General features: G+C 76.8%; 20 protein-coding genes. 14 read left to right on the forward strand and 6 right to left on the reverse strand.

The genetic code is table 11. The features are described 5' to 3' along the window. Positions 1–107 precede the first annotated feature (107 nt). Positions 108–1079 carry a prephenate dehydratase gene (gene pheA / locus O2W14_RS19055; protein WP_269177706.1) on the reverse strand — a complete coding sequence of 324 codons (972 nt, stop codon included), beginning with the start codon at positions 1077–1079 and terminating at the stop codon, positions 108–110. A 125-nt stretch (positions 1080–1204) separates the two neighbouring features. Between pheA and O2W14_RS19060 the strand changes: the two genes are divergently transcribed. From O2W14_RS19060 to O2W14_RS19075, 4 genes are all read left to right on the forward strand, one after another. Then, positions 1205–2965 carry a GGDEF domain-containing protein gene (locus O2W14_RS19060; protein ID WP_269177707.1) on the forward strand — a complete coding sequence of 587 codons (1761 nt, stop codon included), beginning with the start codon at positions 1205–1207 and terminating at the stop codon, positions 2963–2965. A 154-nt stretch (positions 2966–3119) separates the two neighbouring features. Beyond that, a complete protein-coding gene (locus tag O2W14_RS19065) occupies positions 3120–5963 on the forward strand; it encodes a diguanylate cyclase domain-containing protein (RefSeq protein WP_269177708.1) in 2844 nt (947 codons plus the stop codon). Between the two features lie 233 nt (positions 5964–6196). Further along, the gene (locus tag O2W14_RS19070) at positions 6197–6796 is read left to right on the forward strand and encodes a TMEM165/GDT1 family protein (RefSeq protein ID WP_269177709.1); all 600 of its coding nucleotides are present in this window, start codon (positions 6197–6199) and stop codon (positions 6794–6796) included. Between the two features lie 26 nt (positions 6797–6822). After that, the gene (locus O2W14_RS19075; protein WP_269177710.1) at positions 6823–7086 is read left to right on the forward strand and encodes a hypothetical protein; all 264 of its coding nucleotides are present in this window, start codon (positions 6823–6825) and stop codon (positions 7084–7086) included. A 7-nt stretch (positions 7087–7093) separates the two neighbouring features. Here O2W14_RS19075 and O2W14_RS19080 read toward each other — a convergent pair whose 3' ends face one another. Further along, positions 7094–7288: a hypothetical protein gene (locus tag O2W14_RS19080; RefSeq protein WP_269177711.1), complete on the reverse strand. Its 195-nt coding sequence runs from the start codon at positions 7286–7288 to the stop codon at positions 7094–7096. 156 nt (positions 7289–7444) lie between these two features. Here O2W14_RS19080 and O2W14_RS19085 point away from each other — a divergent pair, with 156 nt between their 5' ends. Beyond that, complete coding sequence (locus tag O2W14_RS19085) at positions 7445–8032, forward strand: GGDEF domain-containing protein (RefSeq protein ID WP_269177712.1); 588 nt, start codon at positions 7445–7447, stop codon at positions 8030–8032. A 71-nt stretch (positions 8033–8103) separates the two neighbouring features. Here O2W14_RS19085 and O2W14_RS19090 read toward each other — a convergent pair whose 3' ends face one another. Continuing rightward, a complete protein-coding gene (locus tag O2W14_RS19090) occupies positions 8104–9006 on the reverse strand; it encodes a haloalkane dehalogenase (RefSeq protein WP_269177713.1) in 903 nt (300 codons plus the stop codon). A 96-nt stretch (positions 9007–9102) separates the two neighbouring features. Here O2W14_RS19090 and O2W14_RS19095 point away from each other — a divergent pair, with 96 nt between their 5' ends. The 4 genes from O2W14_RS19095 to O2W14_RS19110 all read left to right on the forward strand — a co-directional run bounded on the left by O2W14_RS19095 (position 9103) and on the right by O2W14_RS19110 (position 12794). Beyond that, a complete protein-coding gene (locus O2W14_RS19095) occupies positions 9103–9864 on the forward strand; it encodes a MerR family transcriptional regulator (protein WP_269177714.1) in 762 nt (253 codons plus the stop codon). A gap of 143 nt (positions 9865–10007) precedes the next feature. Further along, positions 10008–11147: an FUSC family protein gene (locus tag O2W14_RS19100; protein ID WP_269177715.1), complete on the forward strand. Its 1140-nt coding sequence runs from the start codon at positions 10008–10010 to the stop codon at positions 11145–11147. A gap of 12 nt (positions 11148–11159) precedes the next feature. Beyond that, entirely contained in the window at positions 11160–12407 is a 1248-nt protein-coding gene (locus tag O2W14_RS19105) for an MFS transporter (protein WP_269177716.1), read from the forward strand. 54 nt (positions 12408–12461) lie between these two features. Beyond that, complete coding sequence (locus tag O2W14_RS19110) at positions 12462–12794, forward strand: TfoX/Sxy family protein (protein ID WP_269177717.1); 333 nt, start codon at positions 12462–12464, stop codon at positions 12792–12794. 125 nt (positions 12795–12919) lie between these two features. On the opposite strand, the gene O2W14_RS19115 is transcribed toward O2W14_RS19110, so the two are convergent. Next, positions 12920–13714 carry a methyltransferase domain-containing protein gene (locus O2W14_RS19115; protein WP_269177718.1) on the reverse strand — a complete coding sequence of 265 codons (795 nt, stop codon included), beginning with the start codon at positions 13712–13714 and terminating at the stop codon, positions 12920–12922. A gap of 142 nt (positions 13715–13856) precedes the next feature. Here O2W14_RS19115 and O2W14_RS19120 point away from each other — a divergent pair, with 142 nt between their 5' ends. Then, the gene (locus tag O2W14_RS19120; RefSeq protein ID WP_269177719.1) at positions 13857–14195 is read left to right on the forward strand and encodes an STAS domain-containing protein; all 339 of its coding nucleotides are present in this window, start codon (positions 13857–13859) and stop codon (positions 14193–14195) included. Between the two features lie 6 nt (positions 14196–14201). Here the strand turns inward: O2W14_RS19120 and O2W14_RS19125 are convergent, their stop codons facing one another. Next, positions 14202–14453: a hypothetical protein gene (locus tag O2W14_RS19125; protein ID WP_269177720.1), complete on the reverse strand. Its 252-nt coding sequence runs from the start codon at positions 14451–14453 to the stop codon at positions 14202–14204. Between the two features lie 230 nt (positions 14454–14683). On the opposite strand from O2W14_RS19125, the gene O2W14_RS19130 reads away from it, so the two are divergent. The 3 genes from O2W14_RS19130 to O2W14_RS19140 all read left to right on the forward strand — a co-directional run bounded on the left by O2W14_RS19130 (position 14684) and on the right by O2W14_RS19140 (position 19116). Beyond that, positions 14684–16192, forward strand: coding sequence for a hypothetical protein (locus O2W14_RS19130; RefSeq protein ID WP_269177721.1), 1509 nt, complete (start codon positions 14684–14686; stop codon positions 16190–16192). 104 nt (positions 16193–16296) lie between these two features. Continuing rightward, complete coding sequence (locus O2W14_RS19135) at positions 16297–17538, forward strand: arginine deiminase (RefSeq protein ID WP_269177722.1); 1242 nt, start codon at positions 16297–16299, stop codon at positions 17536–17538. Between the two features lie 249 nt (positions 17539–17787). Next, the gene (locus O2W14_RS19140) at positions 17788–19116 is read left to right on the forward strand and encodes a glycoside hydrolase family 6 protein (protein WP_269177723.1); all 1329 of its coding nucleotides are present in this window, start codon (positions 17788–17790) and stop codon (positions 19114–19116) included. Between the two features lie 9 nt (positions 19117–19125). Here O2W14_RS19140 and O2W14_RS19145 read toward each other — a convergent pair whose 3' ends face one another. Beyond that, entirely contained in the window at positions 19126–19863 is a 738-nt protein-coding gene (locus O2W14_RS19145) for a zf-HC2 domain-containing protein (protein ID WP_269177724.1), read from the reverse strand. A 48-nt stretch (positions 19864–19911) separates the two neighbouring features. On the opposite strand from O2W14_RS19145, the gene O2W14_RS19150 reads away from it, so the two are divergent. Continuing rightward, positions 19912–20466, forward strand: coding sequence for a sigma-70 family RNA polymerase sigma factor (locus O2W14_RS19150; protein ID WP_269177725.1), 555 nt, complete (start codon positions 19912–19914; stop codon positions 20464–20466). Positions 20467–20510: the final 44 nt, after the last annotated feature.

The raw sequence follows: 20510 nt of genomic DNA on the forward strand, positions 1-20510 counted from the left end.
TGTCGACGAGGGAGCGTGACGAACCGGTCCGGTACGAGGGGTTGCGCTCGGTCTGGGCTGCGACACACTGGGTGATCATGACGATCGTCGGGCGCACCGGGCCGGTCTCAGCCGGCCCGACCGGCGCGCACCCGCGTCAGCCACGCCTCTGCCTCGGCGAAGGCGGCGTCCCCGACCCGGTCGGCGACCGGCTTGCCGGCCAGCGCGTCGGCCCGCGGGTAGGAACCCAGGAAGCGCACCTCCGCGGCGAGCCGGTGCAGCGCCGCCAGCGCGTCGCCCACCCGGGCGTCTGCGACGTGGCCCTCGCAGTCGATGGAGAACGAGTAGACGCCCAGGCGCTCGCGGGTCGGCCGGGACTCGATCCGGGTCAGGCTGATCCCGCGCACGGCGAACTCGGTGAGCAGGTCCAGCAGGGCCCCGGTGCGGTCGGGCACCACCGCGGTGACCGTCGTCTTGTCCGCGCCGGTGGGCGCGGGCAGCGCACCCGGGCGCTCGACCAGCACGAAGCGGGTCACCGCGCCGGGGTGGTCGGCCAGGTCGGTCGACAGCGCGGTCAGGCCGTAGCGCTCGGCGGCGATGGCGGCGCAGACGGCGGCGTCGTGCTCCCCGTCGGCCACCCGGCGGGCGGCGTCGGCGGTCGAGGCGGTCGGGACGACCTCGGCGGCGGGCAGCAGCCCGGCCAGCCGGCCGCGGGTCTGCGCCAGCGCGTGCGGGTGGCTGGCCACGGTGCGCACGTCGGCCAGGGCCACCCCGGGCCGGACGGCGAGCACGAAGGCCACCTCGAGGAAGACCTCCCGGGTGACCACCAGCGGCGCCCCGTCGACCAGGCCGTCCATGGTCGCCGGCACCGAGCCCTCGACGGAGTTCTCCAGGGGCACCAGGGCGGCCGCGCACTCCCCCGCCCGGACGGCGTCCAGCGCCGCGGCGATGCTGGCGGCGGGGCGGTCCTGGCCCTCGTGCCGGCCGGCCGTCGTCCCCAGGGAGGTCACGAGGATGCGGAGCGCGGCCTCGGCGAAGGTACCCTCGGGCCCCAGATAGGCGAACCTCGTCGGTGCTGTGCTGTGAACTGCACTCGGCATCCGGTGAGGGTAGTGCGGCCGTACCGGGTCCCGGCTCCAGCCGGGGTCCTGTTGCGGGGGGAGCTGCCTCGTCACCGGCAGGGCACGCGTGCGTCGCGGCCCGTGGACGCTGAGTGGAGGGACACGTGACCCCGGGAGCCCGGACCGTCGACGAGGACCTCGCCACCGCGCGCTGGCGGCTGCTCGCCGCCAGCGGTACCGAGCACCCGCACGTCTTCGCCGCCGAACTGGCCGCCGCGGACGTCCTGACCGGCGCCGAGGAGCCCTGCTGGCGGGCCTGGACGGCGGCCTTCACCGCGCGCGCCGCACTGCTGTCCGGCGACCGCGACGGCGCGGCCGCCGGGGTCGCCACCGCCCGGGCCGAGCTCGAGCGCTGCCTGCCCACCGCCGAGCACGCGCTGGGGCTGGCCTACCTGGCGCACCTGGAGGCGGTCGCGGACCGCTTCGACGCCGCCCTGCACCTGGCCGTCGACGCCAGCCTGCTCGCCGACCAGGTCGCCCCCGAGGCGCCCAGCCGCGAGCTGCACCAGGCGCACCTGTGGCTGTCGCTGGCGCTGACCCGGCTGGACCTGGAGGAGCTCGCGGTCGACCAGGCGCTGGCCGGCGCCCGGGTCGCGGCCGCGCTCCCCGACCCCGGCGACCGGTGGCAGCTGCTGCGGCTGGCCGCCCAGCAGCACGCCGAGCTGGCCCAGACGGTGCACCGCCGCGGCGACCTGCCCCGCTCCCGGGAGCTCGCGGCGGTGTCGCTGCGCTGTGCGACCGCGGCCCGCGAGCTGCCGTTCGAGCCCGGCGACGACGACCTGGACCTGCTCGACGTCGTCCAGGCCTGGGCGCTGACCCTGGCCGGCCGGCTCGACGACGCCCTGCCCCCGCTGCGCCGGGTCCAGCGGCACCTGGCCACCGGCGAGCTGCGCACCTGGCTGACCGGCTACGCCGACCTGGTGCTGGCCCGGCTGCTGGCGCAGCGCTGCGCGGCCGGGGTCGACGCCGCCCACCCGCAGGGCGACGAGGCGGTCGAGCGGCTGATGGCGGCCTCGGGCGCCTTCGCCGCGGTCGGCGACCGGCGGCGGTACCGGCAGTGCCTGCTCGAGCTCGGCCGGGCCACCGCGGCGCTGGGCTCCACCACCGAGGCGCTGCACTGGCTGGAGGCCTACCGCACCGAGACCAGCCACACCCACCTGTACGGGCGGGAGCTGTGGGCGGAGATGTTCGTGCGGCGCAGCCGCCTGCGGGAGGCCGAGCGGCAGACCGCTGTGCTCCGCCGGCACGCCCTCGAGGACACCCTGACCGGGCTGGGCAACCGGCGCAGCGCCGAGCACCGGATGGACGACCTGTGGATCGGCCGCGAGCCGGTGTCGCTGGCCGTGGTCGACGTCGACGGGTTCAAGTCGGTCAACGACCAGAACTCCCACCTGCACGGTGACGAGGTGCTGCGCCGGGTCGCCGAGCTGCTGTGCCGGCACAGCCGCACCGGGGACGAGGTGTTCCGCTGGGCCGGCGACGAGTTCGTGGTCGTGCTGCCCGACACCACCCAGGCCCAGGCCGTGGTGGCCATGGAACGGCTGCGCACCGCCATCGCCGACGCCGACTGGGGCGACATGGACGTCCCCGTGCGGGTGACGGTGAGCATCGGCGTGGCCAGTGCCAGCCCCGGCGGCACGGCCGGCCCGCGGTCGTGGCGGGAGCTGTTCGAGAGCGCCGACCTGCACCTGTTCGGCGCCAAGAGCAGCGGCCGCAACCGGGTGCGGGCCGCGCTCGGCGGCGCGACCCCGCCGGCCCCGGTGGCGCGGCCGGCCTGCTCGATCGACGAGCTGGTGGCCGAGGTGCTGAGCACCTCGGAGCGCCGGCCCGGCTGGGCCTTCGACGACGGCGAGGTCGCCTCGTGACCCGGCCGGCCGCCGGCCGGTGCGCACCGGCCGGCGAGGCGGCCCCGTGAGCCTGCTGCGTCCTCGTGGGGCGGGTGAGGCGGGTGTGCGACGGAAGCGTGGTCGACCGACCCCGCAGCGTGACAGTTCCGCGGACAGCAGGCAGAGTGCCCTCGTGCCGCCCGGAGTCCTGCACCAGCAGGTGAGCTCAGCACTCGCCAGTTGGCAGCTCGACTCCGCCGAGGCCCTGCTGCGCGAGGTCGACGGCGAGGCGACCGCCGCCGACCGGGCCGCCGCCCCGCTGACCTCGCTCGCCCGCGCCTGGGCCGACACGCTCCGCGCCGAGCTGCTGGTGCGCCGGCTGCGGCTGGCCGGCTACTCACTGCTCGGTGACCCCCTCGTCGACGGCGGCCCCGAGCAGGACGGCCCGCTCGACCTGCACGGCGACGCCGGCCCGCTCTCCGACGTGCCCGTCGACCGCGACACCCGGTCCGAGTCGGCCACCCACGCCGCACTGGCCATCTCGCTGGTGCGTTCGGCGCGCGCGGCCTTCGACGCCCAGGACGACGACCTGCAGCGTGCCGCCGGCCTGGCCCGGCACGCCCGCATCGAACTGCTGTCCCGCCGCGTCGACGCCGCCATGGACGAGGCGGTGGAGGCCGCGAGCCTGCTGGACCCGGGCCTGGCGCCCAGTCCGCTGCTGGTGCACACGCTGGGCTCGCTGGCCGCCGTCCTGGCCGACCTGGAGCTCATGCCGCTGGCCCTGGACTACCAGCGCCGCGCCGCCGACGTCGCCGCGGGCCTGGCCGGCCGCACCACCGGGGACGACGACCCCGCCGACCCCGAGCTGCTCGCCGGGCTGGCCGGGGAGACCGCGACCCGGCTGGCCGCGCTGTGCGCCGAGGTCGGCGAGGCGCTGCTGGAGGACGGCAGCCCCGACGCCGCCGCCCCGCACTTCACCGAGGCCCGCGACCTCGCCGTCCGGGCGCTGGCGCAGCTGCCGCCCACCGACGCCGGCGTGCTCGACGCCCGGGTCGTGCACGGCTGGGCGCTGGTCGGGCTGGGCGAACACGCCACCGCCGTCTCCGTGCTGCGCCCCGTCGTCGGGCGGACCGGCGCGGACCGCGCCCTGCTGGCCTCGGCGGAGCTGGGGCTGGGCCGGGCGCTGCGCCGGTCCGGCGAGCCGCGGGCCGCCGACGACCACCTGGCCACCGCCCTGGCCCTGGCCACCGAGCACGGCCTGCCCCGGCTGCGCCGGGCCGCGCTGCGGGAGCTGTGCACCCTGCACGCCGAGCTCGACGACGCCGCCCGGGCGCTGCCCTACCTGCAGGCCTACCTCGCCGACGAGCTGGACCGGGTCGACGAGCGGCGCACCCGCTGGGTCGAGCTGTTCGGCCGGCGCAAGAGCCTGCTGGAGACCGAGCGGGCCGCCGGGCAGCTGCGCCGGCAGGCCTACGAGGACCCGCTGACCCACCTGCCCAACCGCCGCTACGCCGAGGCCCGCCTGGACGGGCTGCTGTCGGCCGGCTCCTCCCCGGCGCTCGCCGTGGTCGACATCGACCGGTTCAAGGCGATCAACGACGCCGCCGGCCACCCCGGCGGGGACGCCGTGCTGCGCGCGGTCGGCCAGCTGCTGGTCGAGGGCTGCCGCGGCAACGACGAGGTGTGCCGCTGGGCCGGCGACGAGTTCGTCATCGTGCTGCCCGACACCACCGCCGAGCAGGCCGAGCGGGCCATGGAGCGCATCCGCCGCTCGATCGCCGCGCACGACTGGTCGGCCCTCGGCGTGAGCGTGCCGGTGCGGATCAGCGTCGGCATCGCCCAGGCCGCCCGCGGCGACGACCGGCGCACCCTGTTCGCCGCCGCCGACGGCGTGCTCTACGACGCCAAGCGGGGCGGCCGCGACCGCGTCGTCCGGCTGTCCGGGGTCACCCAGACGCGGGCCGGCGAGGACGCCGCGGAGACGATCGAGGGCACTGCGGGCACCGCCGTCGACACGCCGATCACGGCGTCGGCCGAGGTCGTCGCGACGCCTATCGTCGGCGACGTGACGGTCTCCCCGCAGTTCGACGGCCCCGACGAGCACGACGACCCGGCCGACGCGGCCGGCGGCTTCGCCGCGCTGCTGGTCGAGCCCGACGACCAGCCCGGGGAGGCACCCGCGCCGGCGCAGGCCGTCCCGGTGGAGCCCGCGCCGGTGCACACCGTCCCGGTGGAGCCGGCCGACGACGAGCGCGCCCACGCCCGCAACCCCCTCGACGAGCTCTTCGGCGGCCCGGTGCGCCGGCCGGCCGGCCGCCGGATCGGCCCGGCCGAGCCCACCCCCGCGATGGAGCCGGCCGCGGTCAGCAGCACCCCGGTCCCCCCGCCGCCGGCCCCCGTGAGCCGCGAGCTCGGCCTGCCCGCCGGCCCCGACGTCATCTGGGGCACCGGCCGCAGCACCGAGCAGGTCCTGGCCCTGGTGCGCGAGGCCCGCCGCGACCACCCCGACCACCCGGCGGTCGTCGTCCGGGCCAGTGCCGACACCCTCGTCGCGCTGGCCAGCGAGCACGACGCGTACACGACCATGGACGCCGCGGCGATGTCGGCCGCGGTCGGTCCGGTGCCCGAGCCGCGCGGCCGGGTCGGCGTGCTGTGCGCCAGCAGCGGCGACACCCCCATCGCCGCCGAGGCCGCCTTCGTCGCCCGGATCAGCGGCACCGAGGTCGTCCGGGTCGACGACGTCGGTGGCAACCGGATCCGCCCGCTGCTGGCCGACCGCTCGCTGCTCACCGACGTCGACTGCCTGGTCGTCGTCGCGGGCCTCGACGCCGCGCTGGCCAGCGTGGTGAGCGGGCTGACCGAGGTGCCGGTGGTCGCCGTCCCGACCTCGGCCGGTGCCGGGGCCTCCTTCGGCGGGTTCGGCGCGCTGCTCACCATGCTCAACTCCGCCGCCCCCGGCGTGGTGGTCAGCAACATCGACAACGGCTGGTCGGCCGGCGTGTTCGCCGCCCGCATCGCCCGCCGCACCGCCCGCTGAGTCCACGGTCACGCCCGACCGGCCCCCTGCGTCGGCTAGGCTCCTGACCCGAGAAGGGGAGTAGCCCCCCGACCGCTGGTCGACATGCTGGCGCGCTCGCGCGCCCGGTCAGCGGGCCCGCACCCCGGTGCGGGTGGGCGAGACCTTCGACCCTGCAGTCACCCCCGTCGGTGCTGCCGGTCGGAGGCGCCTGCGCACCCGGGCCGGGAGTGCGTGCACAGAGAAGAGCTCCCGTGGTCCTGTCGGTCGTGCTGGCCGCCTTCGTGTTGATCCTGCCCGTCGAGCTGCCGGACAAGACGCTCTTCGCCACCCTGGTGCTGGCCACCCGGTTCCCGCCGCTGCCGGTCTTCGTCGGCGTGGGCGCGGCCTTCGGCCTGCAGACCGCGATCGCGGTCACCGCCGGCAGCCTGCTGTCGCTGCTGCCCGGGGCGCTGGTCAGCGGGGTGGTCGCGGTGCTGTTCCTCGTCGGCGCGGTGCTGCTGTGGCGCGAGTCGAGGTCCGGCGAGGAGGAGGAGGCCGAGGCCGACCAGGCGCGGGAGCGCACCTCGTTCGTCCGCGCGGCCGCCATCTCCTTCGGCGTCCTGTTCGCCGCCGAGTGGGGCGACCTGTCCCAACTGGCCACCGCCGGGCTGGCGGCCCGCTACGCCGAGCCGGTGTCGGTCTTCGTCGGGGCCTGGGCGGCGCTGCTGGTCATCTCCGGCCTGGCCGCCTTCCTGGGCCGCAAGCTCGCCGACCGGCTGCCCCTCGCCCTGCTGCACCGGGTCGCCGCCGGGCTGTTCGTGGTGTTCGCTGCGATCGCGGTGGTGGAGACGGTGCGCGCAGTGGTGGGCTGACCCCCACCCGACGCAGAAGGAGCCCGATGGACAGCGAGGACGCCCTGCGGATGCTGTCCGCCGCCCACGCCCGGCAGGACCGGCGGCGCTACGCGAACGTGCACGCCCGGCTGCACCCCGGCGAGCCGCTCCCGGACGAGCCGCGGCGCAGCCGGGAGGTGGAGGTCTTCGGCCGGGTCTTCCGCCAGTGGATGCGGCTGCGCACCTCCGCCGAGCGGGCCGTCACCGCGGCGACCGTGGTGGCGGCGGAGGACGCCGCGCTGGCCCAGGCCCGGGCCCTGCCCGACTGAGCCCGGCTCAGACTCCCCCGCCGCCGAGCATCCAGCTGTTCCGGTTGACCGCGCCGCGGGCGTCCGCCGGGTGGACGGCCCCGGGTCGGGCCGGGTCGTTGCCCTCCAGACCCACGTGGTCGTCCGGTGCACGACGGTCCGACGCGCGCACGGCACACCCCACGAGGACGCCGAGTGCGAGCAGCACCACCACCGCGACCATGGCCGCAGCGTAGGGGCGCGACCGTCGGCACGGCGGGGAGCCCGCCGCCGCCTGCCCTCCTTTCGGGGCACCGGGCACACCGGCTCTCAAGCCCGGCCGCCGTGCTGCCGACCTGGGAGAGACGGCCGGGACCCGGCCAGAGGGACAGGAGGGGCCATGGACACCATTCGGCTCGAGGAACAGCAGGACGTGCTGGTCCAGACGGCGGCCGTGATCGCCGCCCAGCGCCAGTTCGCGCAGCGACTGCGGCAGCGGACCGTGCCCGACCCGCTCACCGGCCTGCCGGTGCGCAGCCTGCTCATCGACCGGCTCGAGCTCGCGCTCGCCGCCGCCGGCTCCGATCCGGGCCTGCTGGGCGTGCTGTCCTGCAACCTCGACGGCATCACCGCCCTGGAGGACCTCCGGGGCCGCGCCGTCGCCGACGCCGCACGCGCCGAGGCCGCCGGCCGGCTGGTCACCGCCGTGCGCCAGGGCGACGTCGTCGCCCGGATCAGCGCGCAGACCTTCGTCCTGATCTGCCCGGGCATCACCGACGCCGCCGACGCACAGGGCATCGCCCGCCGGATCGCCGCCGCCTTCGACGAGCCGCTGCGCCCGCTGCCCGGCGTCAGCCACCGGGTCCGGCTCAGCGCCGGGATTGCCCTGTCCGGGCGTGCGTCGACCGCCGAGTCGCTCATCGCCGCGGCGAACGAGGCGATGACCCAGGTCCGCCACGAGCGGCAGGGCAGCGGCCGACACGGCTGAGAGAGGACCCCCGTGCCCCCCACCGCTCGCGCGCTCGCGGCGGGACCCTGCACGGGGGCCACGGCCTCAGCTCAGGCCAGGGTCGTGATCCAGCCGGCCAGGGCGCGGCCCAGCTCCTCGGGGGCGTCCTCGGCGACCAGCCGGCCCGCGGGCAGCGTGACCTCGGTCAGCGCCGGCCAGCGGCGCACCACCCGGCGCATCCGGTAGCTGCGCGGGACGGCGGGCTCGGTGTCGACGAACAGCTTGGGCACCTCGCTGTGCGCCATCCACTGCCCGGCCCGGTCCAGGACGTCGTGCACCGCCGGCGGCGCGTGGTCGATCGGCAGCTGCCGCGCCCACTCCAGCGTCGGCCAGCGGTCGGCGGGGTCGAGGTAGGGCCGCCGGTACCGGTCGAGGGCCTCGGCCGGGAGCCCGCGCAGCACCGACGCCGGCAGCAGCTCCTCCACCACCCCGTTCTCCTGCAGGCCGACCCGCTCGCCGTCCGGCCCGCGCAGCTGCTGGTACAGCCGCTTGGTGTCGTCCGGGACGTCGGCCCAGATCACCGGCTGGACGACGGGCTCCATGAACGCGATCCCCCGGACGGCGTGGGGGTGGCGGCTCGCCCAGTCGATGGCCAGCGCCGACCCCCACTCGGAGCCGACGAGGACGACCCGCTCGGTCGCCTCGATCTTCTCCAGGAAGGCGTCGAGCACCGCCGCGTGCCGGCCGAAGGAGTAGCTGCCCGGCCCGGGGTGCGGCAACGTGCTGGACTCCCCCATGCCGAGCAGGTCGACCGCGACGCACCGGCCCAGCTGCTGCACGTGCGGGAGGACGTTGCGCCAGAGGTAGGAGGAGGTGGGGTTGCCGTGCAGGAAGACGATCGGGTCGCCGTACCCGACGTCGACGTGGGCCAGCTCCAGCTCGTGGTCGCCCTCGCGTCCCAGGCGGACCCGCTGCCGGGGGAAGAGGTCGTCGGTGGGGACGGGATCAGCCATGCCCGGGAGGTGCCCCGTCCTCCCGCCGTCCGAAACCGGGCTTGACCCTGACGCGGCGTCAGGCTGTTGCCTGGTCGGTGTCAGAGAGGAGGGGCGATGAGCTGGACGGTGGGTGAGCTGGCCCGGCTGACCGGCGTGACGGTGCGGACGCTGCACCACTACGACCGGATCGGGCTGCTGCGGCCCAGCGAGCGGACGGCGGCGGGTTACCGCAGCTACGACGTCCGCGACCTGGACCGGCTGCACCAGGTGCTGGTCTACCGCGGGCTCGGGTTCCCCCTCGAGGAGGTCGCGACCCTGCTGGACGACCCCGACGCCGACCCCGCGGAGCACCTGCGCCGGCAGCACCGGCTGCTCCGGGACCGGCTCGAGGCCACCTCGGCGATGGTCGCGGCCGTCGAGAAGGAGATGGAGGCACGGCAGATGGGGATCTCCCTGACCCCGGAGGAGCGGTTCGAGGTGTTCGGCGACTGGCTGCCCGAGGAGTACGCGGCCGAGGCCGAGGAGCGGTGGGGCGACACCGAGGCCTGGGCGCAGTCCCAGCGGCGGACGGCGGCGATGTCGAAGGAGGACTGGCTGCGGGTCAAGGCCGAGACCGACGACGTCGAGGGGCGGTTCGCCGCTGCCCTCGGTGCGGGGGTGGCGGCCGACTCGGCGGCGGCGATGGACCTGGCCGAGGAGCACCGGCAGCACATCAGCCGGTGGTTCTACGACTGCTCGCCCGAGGTGCACGCCGGCCTCGGCGAGATGTACGTCGCGGACGAGCGGTTCGCCGCGCACTACGAACGGATCGCCCCCGGCCTGGCGCAGTACGTGAGCACGGCCGTCCGGGCCAACGCCGCCCGCCAGCGCGGCTGACGGGTCGGCCCGGGCACCCTCCCGGGCGCTCGAGCCCTGCCCCCACCCGGGGGCAGGGCTCGACTCCCCACGACACGCCGCCGGGACCGACGTCACGACCACCCCTGCGGCGGACGGGCCGGCCGGGGCCGCATGCTGGCGGGGTGGGTCGGGTGATCGCGGTGCTGCAGCAGCCGTGGGTGCAGCGCGGGGTCCGGGCGGCGCTGGCCGCGGCCCTGGCCTGGCAGGCCGCACTGCTGCTGCCCCCGGCGCTGTCGGCCTACGCCTACTACGCCCCGCTGGGCGCGATCATCGCCGTCTCCCCCACCGTCGCGGACTCCGCCTCCGCGGCCTGGCGCAGCGTGCTGGCCATCCTGGTCGGCTTCGCCCTGGCCGTGGCGGTCTACGAGGTGACCCGCGGCATCCCGGACGCGCTGACCATCGCGCTCATCGTGGCGCTGGCGATCGGGGTGGAGCAGTGGCGGCTGTTCCGGGAGCAGGCCAGCTGGGTCAGCTTCGCCGCCGTCCTGATGATCACCGTGGGCACCTCCGACCCGGCCGAGTACGCCGTCCGGTACGCCGGGCTCACCCTGCTGGGCGCCGCGGTGGGCGTGCTGGTGACGACCGTGCTGTTCCCGCCGCTGCAGCTGACCACCGCCGTCCAGCGGATCGCGGTGGCCCGGGAGCTGCTCGCCGGGCACCTGGAGGAGATCGCCGCCGGGTTGCGGACCGGCGAGATCCCCGAGCCCGGCGCCTGGGCCGCGCGCACCCAGGCGCTCGGCGCGGCGCTGGACCTCATGCGCGGCGCGGAGGCCCGGGTCGAGCGGGCCCGGCGGGCGAACCCGCGGGCCCGGAACTGGCAGGGCACCGCGGGCGGCATCCGGGAGCAGTCCCGTGCCCTGGACCGGGTGGCGGTGCTGGTGGACGACCTCACGACGCTGGTGGTGGAGTTCCAGCCGCACCGGCGGGGACTGGACCGGGTGGACGGCGCGACCGGCTGGGTGCTCGCCGACGCCCTCACCGGCCTGGCCCGCGTCGTCCGCATCCCGTACCACGCCACCGACACCGAGCCCGACGAGCGGGACGCCGCCATCCTCGCCGCCGTCACCGCGCTGGACCGGCTCACCGGGCTGCTGCGCACCTCGCAGATCGCCGACGACGCGGGGTTCTTCGCCCTGGGCGCGGTCACCGTCGGGATGCACCGGTCGCTGCGGACCCTCGAGGCGCACGTCCGCTTCCCGGCCCGACCCGGCGCGCGTCCGCCCTCAGGGGAATCGGACGACCCGGTGCTCGAACGCGGCTAGGGTCTCCTGCTCGTGAGCCGCATCGCTGAGGTCGTCGTCCCGGCTCGCCTGGGCAGGAGCTTCCGCTGGCTGCTCGCCTCGTCCTGGACGTCGAACCTGGGCGACGGGATCGCGCTGGCCGCAGGCCCCTTGCTGGTCGCGTCGCTGACCCGGGACGCGTTCCTGGTCGCCCTCGCCGCGACCGTGCAGTGGCTGCCGCCGCTGCTGTTCGGCCTGGTCGCCGGCGCGCTCACCGACCGGTTGGACCGCAAGCTCATCGTGGTCACCGTCGACGCCGCGCGGGCCGTCGTCCTGGCCGTGCTCACCCTGGCGGTGGCCACCGACCGGGTGTCGATCGTGGCGGTGCTGGCCGCGCTGTTCGTGCTGGCCACCGCCGAGGTGTTCGCCGACAACAGCTCGCAGACCCTGCTGCCGGTGCTGGTGGCCCGCGAGGACCTGGCGATCGCCAACTCCCGGATGCAGAGCGGCTTCATCACCGTCAACCAGCTCGCCGGGCCGCCGCTGGGCGCCGCCCTGTTCACCGCCGGGGCGGCCTGGGCGCTGGGCGCGCAGGCGGTGGTCATCGCGCTGGGGGCGGTGCTGATCACCCGGGTCGTGCTGCCCGCCCGCGAGCCCGACACCGCGGCGCGGCGCCCGATGCGGCACGACATCGCCGAGGGGCTGCGCTGGACGGTGGCGCACCCCGCCGTCCGCACCCTGGTGCTGACCATCACGATCTTCAACGTCACCTTCGGCGCGGCCTGGTCGGTGCTGGTCCTCTACGCCACCCAGCGGCTCGGCCTGGGCGAGATCGGCTTCGGGCTGGTCACCACGGTCGGTGCGGTCGGCGGCCTGGCCGGCGTGCTGGTCTACGGCTGGATCACCCGCCGGGTCAGCCTCAGCGGCATCATGCGGATCGGCCTGGTCATCGAGACGCTCACCCACCTCGCGCTGGCACTGACCACCAGCCCGTGGATCGCGCTGCCGGTGTTCTTCGTGTTCGGGGCGCACGCCTTCGTCTGGGGGACGACGTCGGTCGCCGTCCGGCAGCGGGCCGTCCCGCTGGAGCTGCAGGGGCGGGTGGGCAGCGTCAACCTGGTCGGCGTCTTCGGCGGGCTGGTGGTCGGCTCGGCGATCGGCGGCGTGCTCGCCCAGCACATCGGGGTGACCGCGCCGTTCTGGTTCGCCTTCGTCGGGTCGGCGGTGTTCGTGGTGCTCATCTGGCGCTCGCTGCGGCACATCGCGCACGCCGACGACGCGCCGGTGCCCGCCGCCGCCTGACGGGGCAGGCGCCGGGTCCTTGCCCGGGACGGCGGGAGAGCGGGACGCTGGGCCATGGCCTACGACCAGGAGCTCGCCGACCGGCTGCGCGCGGAGCTGTCGGGCGACCCGCGGGTGACCGAGCGGGCGATGTTCGGCGGGCTGGCGTTCCTCGTCGACGGCGCGATGGTGGTGGCCGTGGCCGGCGGGGACGGGCTGATGGTGCGCTGCGACCCCGCCCGGACGGCGGACCTGGTGGCGGGCGAGGGCGTGGAGCGGATGGTCATGCGCGGCCGCGAGCTCGACGGCTGGCTGCTGGTCGCCCCCGGCGTCCTGGACGACGACGCGGCGCTGCGCCACTGGGTCGGCATCGGCCAGCACGCCACCCGCAGCCTCCAGGACCGCTGAGGGAGGACCCCCTCGCCCCCACCCTTCGCGAGCTCAGGGCGGGCCCCTGCGAGGGGGCCGACCGACTGTGCGCCCAGCGGGCTGCCGGAGCCCCGCCGACCCCGCCCAGCGCACGGTCGGCGGGTTCAGACGCGGATGAGCAGCTCGCCGTGCAGCATGCCGAGCCAGCCGTCGTCGGACGCCGCCCACTCCAGCCAGGCCGCGGCGATCTCCTCCAGCTCGGCAGGCGAGGACAGCCCGTACGCGACCGCCTGCTCCGCGAACGCCGAGGCCGTGGCCCGGCCGGCCCACGACGTCCCCCACCACTCGCGCTCGGCGGGGGTGGCGTAGCACCAGGCGCCGGTGGTCGCCTCGACGTCGCGCAGCCCGGCGGCGTGCGCCCAGGACAGCAGCCGCCGCCCGGCGTCGGGCTCGGCGTCGTTGCGCCGGGCCACCTGCCGGTAGAGCTCCAGCCAGCGGTCCAGCCCCGCGGACGCCGGGAACCAGGTGGTGGCGGCGTAGTCGACGTCGCGCACGGCCACCAGGCCCCCGGGCCGGCACACCCGGGCCATCTCCCGCAGCGCCGCGACCGGGTCGGTGAGGTGCTGCAGCACCTGGTGGGCGTGCACGACGTCGAACGAGGCGTCGGGGGCCGTGAGCCGGTAGACGTCACCGACGGCGAACTCGACGGCCACGCCCGCCCGCCCGGCCTGCGCGCGGGCCTCCGCCAGCGGCGCGGGTGAGACGTCCAGCCCGACGACCCGGCCCGGCGCGACCCGGGCGGCGAGGTCGACGGTGATCGTGCCGGGCCCGCAGCCGACGTCGAGGACGTCGAGCCCCGGCCGCAGGTGCGGCGCGAGGTGTGCCGCCGAGTTCTCCACCGTGCGCCAGCGGTGGGACTGCAGCACCGCGTCGGCGTGCCCGTGCGTGTAGGTGTCCACGCCACCACCCTGCCCGACCGTCCCGTTCAGTGGTATCACCTTCCCATTGGGTGGGACGCACCACCGTATCGCGACCCGCCCGGGCCGGGCGTGGCGCTGGCCACTGGGCGTTTGGGCAGCGCACGAGGGGTACCGCAACACCATGTCCCTCAGCGTCCACCCTGCTGACGGGCCCGCTGCCGGTGAGGTCCGCTGGGTCGAGGACGCCACCGGTCCCCTCCTGGTCCTCACCGGGCGGATCGACCGCGAGACCGTGCGCCGCTTCCGGCTGCTGGTGCCGCCGGCGTCCTGGCCGGCCCGGGCCGACCTGTCCGCGGTGACCACCCTGGACGTCGCCGGGCTGGAGCTGCTGGTGCACCTGGCCCGCAAGCCCGCCCGCACCGGCTCCCGCCTCGAGCTGCTCGACGTGCCCGAGCGGCTGCGCCCGGCCATCGAGCGGGCCGGGCTGTCCCAGCTCCTCCCCCGGCCCGCCGGGTCCTGAGCCCGGTCAGGCCCTGGGGGGCCGCCGCACGTCGGGCAGCCGGGGTGCCAGCCGGCGGGTGACCCAGCCGCCGACGACCGCGGCGACGACGACCACCGCAACGAAGCCCAGCGAGCTGATCGCCTGGACACCGGCGGCCTGCAGCACGAGCAGGGCCACCACGGCCACCAGCAGGGACAGGCCGGCGGCCAGCATGACCAGCAGCCAGCGCGGCGGGCCGGCCGGGGAGTCGGGACGGCGGGACGGCGTCGGGCTCACCGAGGTAGTGGACCACGCGCCGGCCGCCCCGCCGCCGGCACGACGACCGCCGCCGTCCCGTCCCACCCCACCGGGTGGACCTGCGCGCGCCTCACGGCCGAACGCGGCCACCTGCGGCCTCCTGCGTGCTAGAACCGCGGTACCGGCATCGAGACCGCAGGTCACGACCTCGGGTGGACCGCCAGCTGACCGCAGCTGGGGCCGATGCCCCGACCACCTGGAGACCCGACGTGACCCAGCCGCCCGCGGCCGGACCCACCCCTCCCCCCGGCCCCGGCTGGTCCGGCGCCGACGAGATCCACGACGGGCTCCCGCCCGCACCCGCCGAGTCCGAGGCCGGTGGGCGCCGCGTCCGCCGGGGCCTGCTCGTGGCCGGGGCCACCGCGGGCGTCCTCGCGCTCGGCGGCACCGGCTTCGCCGTCGCCTCCTACGTCTCCGGCGGTGGCGCCCAGCCCGAGGAGGTGCTGCCGGCCGACACCCTCGCCGTCGTCAAGCTCGACCTCGACCCGGCCGCCGGCCAGAAGATGGCGGTGTCCTCGCTGCTGGACCGCTTCCCGTCCCTGACCTCCGGCGAGGACGACGGCGACCTGCGGGAACGGCTGGTCGCCCCGCTGCTGGCCGACAACGAGTGGGGCCTGACCTACGACCAGGACGTCGAGCCGTGGCTGGGCAACCGGATGGCCGTGGCCGCGGTGCCCGACCCGGGCTCGGAGGCCGGCGTCGCCCCCGTCGTCGTCCTGGCCGTGACCGACGAGGACGCGATGACCGAGCGCCTCGGGGCGGTGGCCGAGCCCGGCTTCGCCTTCGCCGTGCGCGACGACTTCGTGCTGCTCGGCCAGACCCAGGAACTGGTCGACCGCCTGGCGGCGTCGGGCAGCACGCTGAGCGAGGACGCCGACCACGTCGAGGACGTCGACGCCCTCGACGGTGACCAGCTCGCCGTCGCGTGGGCCGACCTCGCCGCCCTGCAGGACCTCGTCCCGGTGGCGCCGGCCGGCGTCGGCCTCGGTGACCAGCAGCTGTCCGGGCGGGTGGTGCTCGGGGTCCACGCCGAGGACGACGCGCTCGAGGTGGAGGGCCTGGCCCGCGGGACGGCGCCCGCGCCGACCACGGCGGGCAGCGAGCCCACCGGCCTGGTCGGCGACCTGCCCGCGGACACGGTGGCCGCGCTGTCGGTCAGCGGCCTCGGGGAGGCCCTCACCACGGCCTGGGCGAGCCTGGAGGAGACGGGCCTGCCGCCGGAGTTCCAGGAGCAGGTCGACGCCCTCGGGCTCGACCTGCCCGCGGACCTCGGCGCCGTCCTGGGCACCGACCTGGCGCTGGCCGTCACCGGCGACCTCGCGGCTCCGGCCTTCGGCGCCCGCGTCCTCACCGACGACCCGCAGCGGGCCACCGAGGTCCTCGACGGCGTGCTCGGCGACCCGGAGCTCGGCCTGCCGCTCACCACCGTCGCCCTGGACGACGGTTACGTCCTGGCCTCCGACGAGCAGCTGGCCGACGCGCTCACCACGGACGGCGGGCTCGGGGACACCGAGGCGTTCCGCGCCGCGGTCGGGAACGCCGAGGACGCCGGGGCCGTCGGCTTCGTCGACCTCGGCCGGCTGATCGACCAGGTGGTCGCCGAGGGCGGCGAGGACGCCGCCCAGGTGCAGGAGTTCAGCGCCCTGCGCGCCCTCGGGTTCAGCGCCACGACCACGGACGACGGCGGCCGGTTCCTCCTGCGGGTCACCACCCGCTGACCGCCCGGCCGGGCGGGCCCGCACGGGCCCGCCCGGCCGCACGGACGGCCTGCGCGGGTGACCCGGGCTGGCCGCCGTGATCGGCATCGGCCAGGCTCGACGCCATGACCGCTGCGACCCCGACCCCCGCCGGCCTCGGCGTGAGCAGCGAGGTGGGCCGGCTGCGCACCGTGCTGCTGCACCGCCCCGGGGACGAGCTGCGCCGGCTGACCCCGCGCAACAACGACCAGCTGCTCTTCGACGGGGTGCCGTGGGTCGACCGCGCGCAGGAGGAGCACGACGCCTTCGCCGCGGCGCTCACCGACCGCGGCGTCGAGGTGCTGCACCTGGACCGGCTGCTCGCCGAGGTGATGGACGTGCCTGCGGCCCGCGCCGAGGTGATCGCCGCCGCCGTCGACGACCCGCGGCTGGGGGCGACACTGCGGCACGCCACCACCGCCCACCTCGACGGCCTGGCACCCGAGGACCTCGCCCGGGCACTCGTCGTGGGGGTCGCGCACGACGAGCTGCGCGGCGGCCGCGGGCTGGCCTACGAGCTGATGGGCCGGGGCGAGTTCGTCGTCCCGCCGCTGCCCAACCTGATGTTCACCCGCGACTCCTCGGTCTGGGTGGGCGACCAGGTCGCCGTCACCTCGCTGGCGATGCCCGCGCGGGACCGGGAGAGCGCCCTGACCGCCGCCCTCTACACGCACCACCCGCGCTTCACCGGGGCCGACCAGCTCTACGGCCCGCAGCTGGAGCACCTGGAGGGCGGCGACGTCCTGCTGCTGGCGCCGGGCGTGCTGGCCGTGGGCGTGGGCGAGCGGACGACGGCCGGAGGTGCGGAGCGGCTGGCCCGGCGGGTGTTCGCCCGCGGGCTGGCGCACACGGTGCTCGTCGTCCCGATCGCCCAGGAGCGCGCCACCATGCACCTGGACACCATCGCCACCATGGTCGACGTCGACGCCCTGGTCATGTACCCAGCGGTCGCCGACCACCTGCAGGCCTGGACGGTCACCGCCGGCGCCGAGCTGCCCGACGACGCCGACACCACCGAGCTGTCGGTCACCGGCCCGCAGCCGTTCCTGCTCGCGGCCGCCGCGGCCATGGGCATCGACCGGCTGCGGGTGATCGACACCGGCCTGGACCCGGTGACCGCCGAGCGCGAGCAGTGGGACGACGGCAACAACACCCTCGCCCTGGCCCCCCGGCTGGCGGTGGCCTACGAGCGCAACACGGTCACCAACGCCGCGCTGGAGGCGGCCGGGATCGAGGTCCTGGCCATCGCGGGCTCCGAGCTGGGCAGCGGCCGGGGCGGGCCGCGCTGCATGTCCTGCCCGGTGCTCCGCGACCCCCTGCCCAGGTAGACCTGCCGGACCAGTGGTCCTCGTGGTGTCGCCGGGACCCGTGTGACTCGTGTGGCGGACGGGTTCGATCGCCGTCCCGGGCCGCCTGGCACAGCGTGCGGCACCCGGCGGGTGACCCGGCGCGGCGCCGTCACCAGCACGGACGGCGGCGGCGCCGGAGGCACACCACGGGGGCGTGGTCAAGCGGGACGCTCCCAGGCTCAGAGCAGCGCGTGGTCAGTAGCTGACAGACAGCTACCGTTCGTGCCGATGAAGCGCTGCGCACGTCTCCCCGGCCGCCCGCTGCTGCGCGGGGTCCTCGCCTCCGGCGCCCTCGTCCTCGCCCTGACCGGCGGGACCGTCGGCGCCCAGGTCGTCGGAGGGGGACCGACCGCCGCCGCCCCCGCCCCGGCGGTCCCGGCCGGCACCCCGTCGCACGCCGCCGCGCTCCCGGCCGGGACGGGCGGAGCACCCGTCCCGGCGCCGGCCGCCCCGGCGAGCAGCACGGCTGCCCGTCCCACCCCGGCCGCCGGCACCACGCCGGTCCGGGCCGCCGGCACGGGCACAGCGCCCAGGAGCACGGCCCCGGCCGGCACCGCCCGGACCAGCACGGCGCCCGCCGGCACGGCACCCGCCACGGCGCCGAGGAGCACCGCCACGGCGAGCGAGGTCCCGACGACGAACGCCCCGACGAGCACGGCCCCCGCGAGCACGGCCCCGGCCGCCGCTGGGCCGGTCACCCGGTCGGCGGCCAGCCCGCTGGCGGGGGCCACCTTCTACGGCCCGAACACCGGTGCCGCGCAGGCGGCACAGGCCGGCGGCCGCAGCGCCGCGGACGCCGCGCTGCTGCGCGAGCTCGCCCAGGTGCCCACCACGCTGTGGCTGGGTGGGTGGAGCGGGGACGTCGCCGAGACGGTCCGGACGACGGTGCGCGCGGCGCAGGCCGCCGGCAGCATGCCGGTCTTCGTCGCCTACGACATCCCCGGCCGGGACTGCGGCCAGTACTCCGCCGGCGGGGCCGGGTCGGTGGAGGCGTACGACCGGTGGATCGCCCAGGTCGCCGCCGGCATCGGGACCGCAGAGGCGGTCGTCGTCGTCGAGCCCGACGCCCTCGCCCAGCTGTGCGGCGACACCGCCCAGCGGTACGCGATGCTCGACCGAGCGGTCAGCGTGCTGGAGGCCAACCCGGGCACCCACACCTACCTCGACGCCGGCAACCCCACCTGGATCCCGGCCGGGGTGATGGCCGACCGGCTGCGCACCGCGGGCGTCGCGAAGGCCGACGGCTTCGCCCTCAACGTCTCCAACTTCGAGACCACCGCGAGCAACCTGGCCTACGGGAGGACGGTGGCCGCAGCACTGGGCGGCGCGCACTTCGTCGTCGACACCAGCCGCAACGGCCGCGGCCCCGGCACCCACTGGTGCAACCCGACCGGCCGCGCGATCGGCGAGCGCCCCACCGGCGTGACCGGTCAGGCCGGCGTGGACGCCTACCTGTGGATCAAGCGGCCCGGGGAGTCCGACGGCACCTGCAACGGCGGCCCTGAGGCGGGCACCTTCTGGACCGACCACGCGATCGGCCTCATGCGCAACCGGTGACCGCGGCGGTCAGGCCGCCTGCTGGTGACCGTCGGAGGCGACCGCGTCGCCCGGCCACGGCCCCGTCCGGCTGACCGTCGCCGGGGCGGTGCTGCCGGCCGCGACGCGCCACCGGGCCCACCGGACCGTGTCGGCCGGCCGCGGGCCGGTGCGGGTGGCGCGGCCGCGGAAGGCCAGCACGCTCACCAGGACGGCGCCGGCCAGCAGCAGCAGGTGGCCGGTGGCCCGGCCGCCGTGCACGTGCCCGGCGCCCAGGTCGCGGACGGTCACGAAGCTGAGCAGCGCCGTGAACGACAGCAGGAACGGCAGCGAACCCGGGGCCAGCCGGGGCAGCGCGGCGACGCCGAGGAAGCACACGGCCAGCCCGAGGTTCCACGCGCCGGTCTCGTGCGAGAGGTGCACCGAGCCCGCCATGTCCATCGCGCCGGTCAGCGCCGGCCACGCGACGGCGAGCTGGCCGATCCCGACGACCAGCAGGGCCCCGCGGAGCGCGGCGTCGGTCACCCGGCGCCGCCGTCCCACCGCCCGGCCCCCCTCGGGCAGCCGGGCGAGCACCGCGGCCGTGACGTCGGGCACGGCGGCCGCCGGGGCCAGCCGGGCCCGGCGGGTCACCTCGGCGGCGGTGTCGGCCCAGCTCCGGCAGGCCGGGCAGCCGGCGAGGTGGGCGTCCAGCCGCTCCTGGGACATCTCCAGCGGCTCGCCGTCCAGCCCGGCCGAGACGGCCTCGCGAAACGGTTCACAGTGCACGCTGGCATAGTCGCCCACGACAGGTGATGAGTTCCCGGGAGGCCGTAGGTGGGGCAGCTGGAGGACCTGGCGGCCCGTGCCGCCCAGGGCGACCCGGCAGCGCAGGCGGCGCTGATCCGGGAGACGCAGGCCGACGTGTGGCGGCTGTGCGTCCACCTGGCCGACCGTCAGGTGGCCGAGGACCTCACCCAGGAGACCTACCTGCGGGCGCTGCCCGCCCTCGCCGGCTTCGAGGGCCGGTCGTCGCTGCGCACCTGGCTGCTGTCGATCGCCCGCCGGGTCTGCGCCGACCACCTGCGCAGCCGGAAGCGGCGCGGCCTGGTGCTGGTCGCCGACGACACCGACCTGGCCGCGCTCGAGCGGGACGCCCCCGCCGACGAGGTCGGCGGCACGGTCGCGGCGCAGGACGTGCTCGACCGGCTGGACCCGGAACGACGCGAGGCGTTCGTGCTCACCCAGCTGATCGGGCTCCCCTACGCCGAGGCCGCGGAGGTGGTGGGCTGCCCGATCGGCACCATCCGCTCCCGCGTGGCCCGCGCCCGCGCCGACCTGGTCGAGGCCCTGCAGGCCGCCGACCACCCGCGCAGCCGCCGTCCGTCCTGAGCGGAGTGGATCCGTCGCGGTGACCGCGACGGATCCACTCCGCC

The organism is Modestobacter sp. VKM Ac-2986 (assembly GCF_026967795.1).
GTDB lineage: Bacteria > Actinomycetota > Actinomycetes > Mycobacteriales > Geodermatophilaceae > Modestobacter.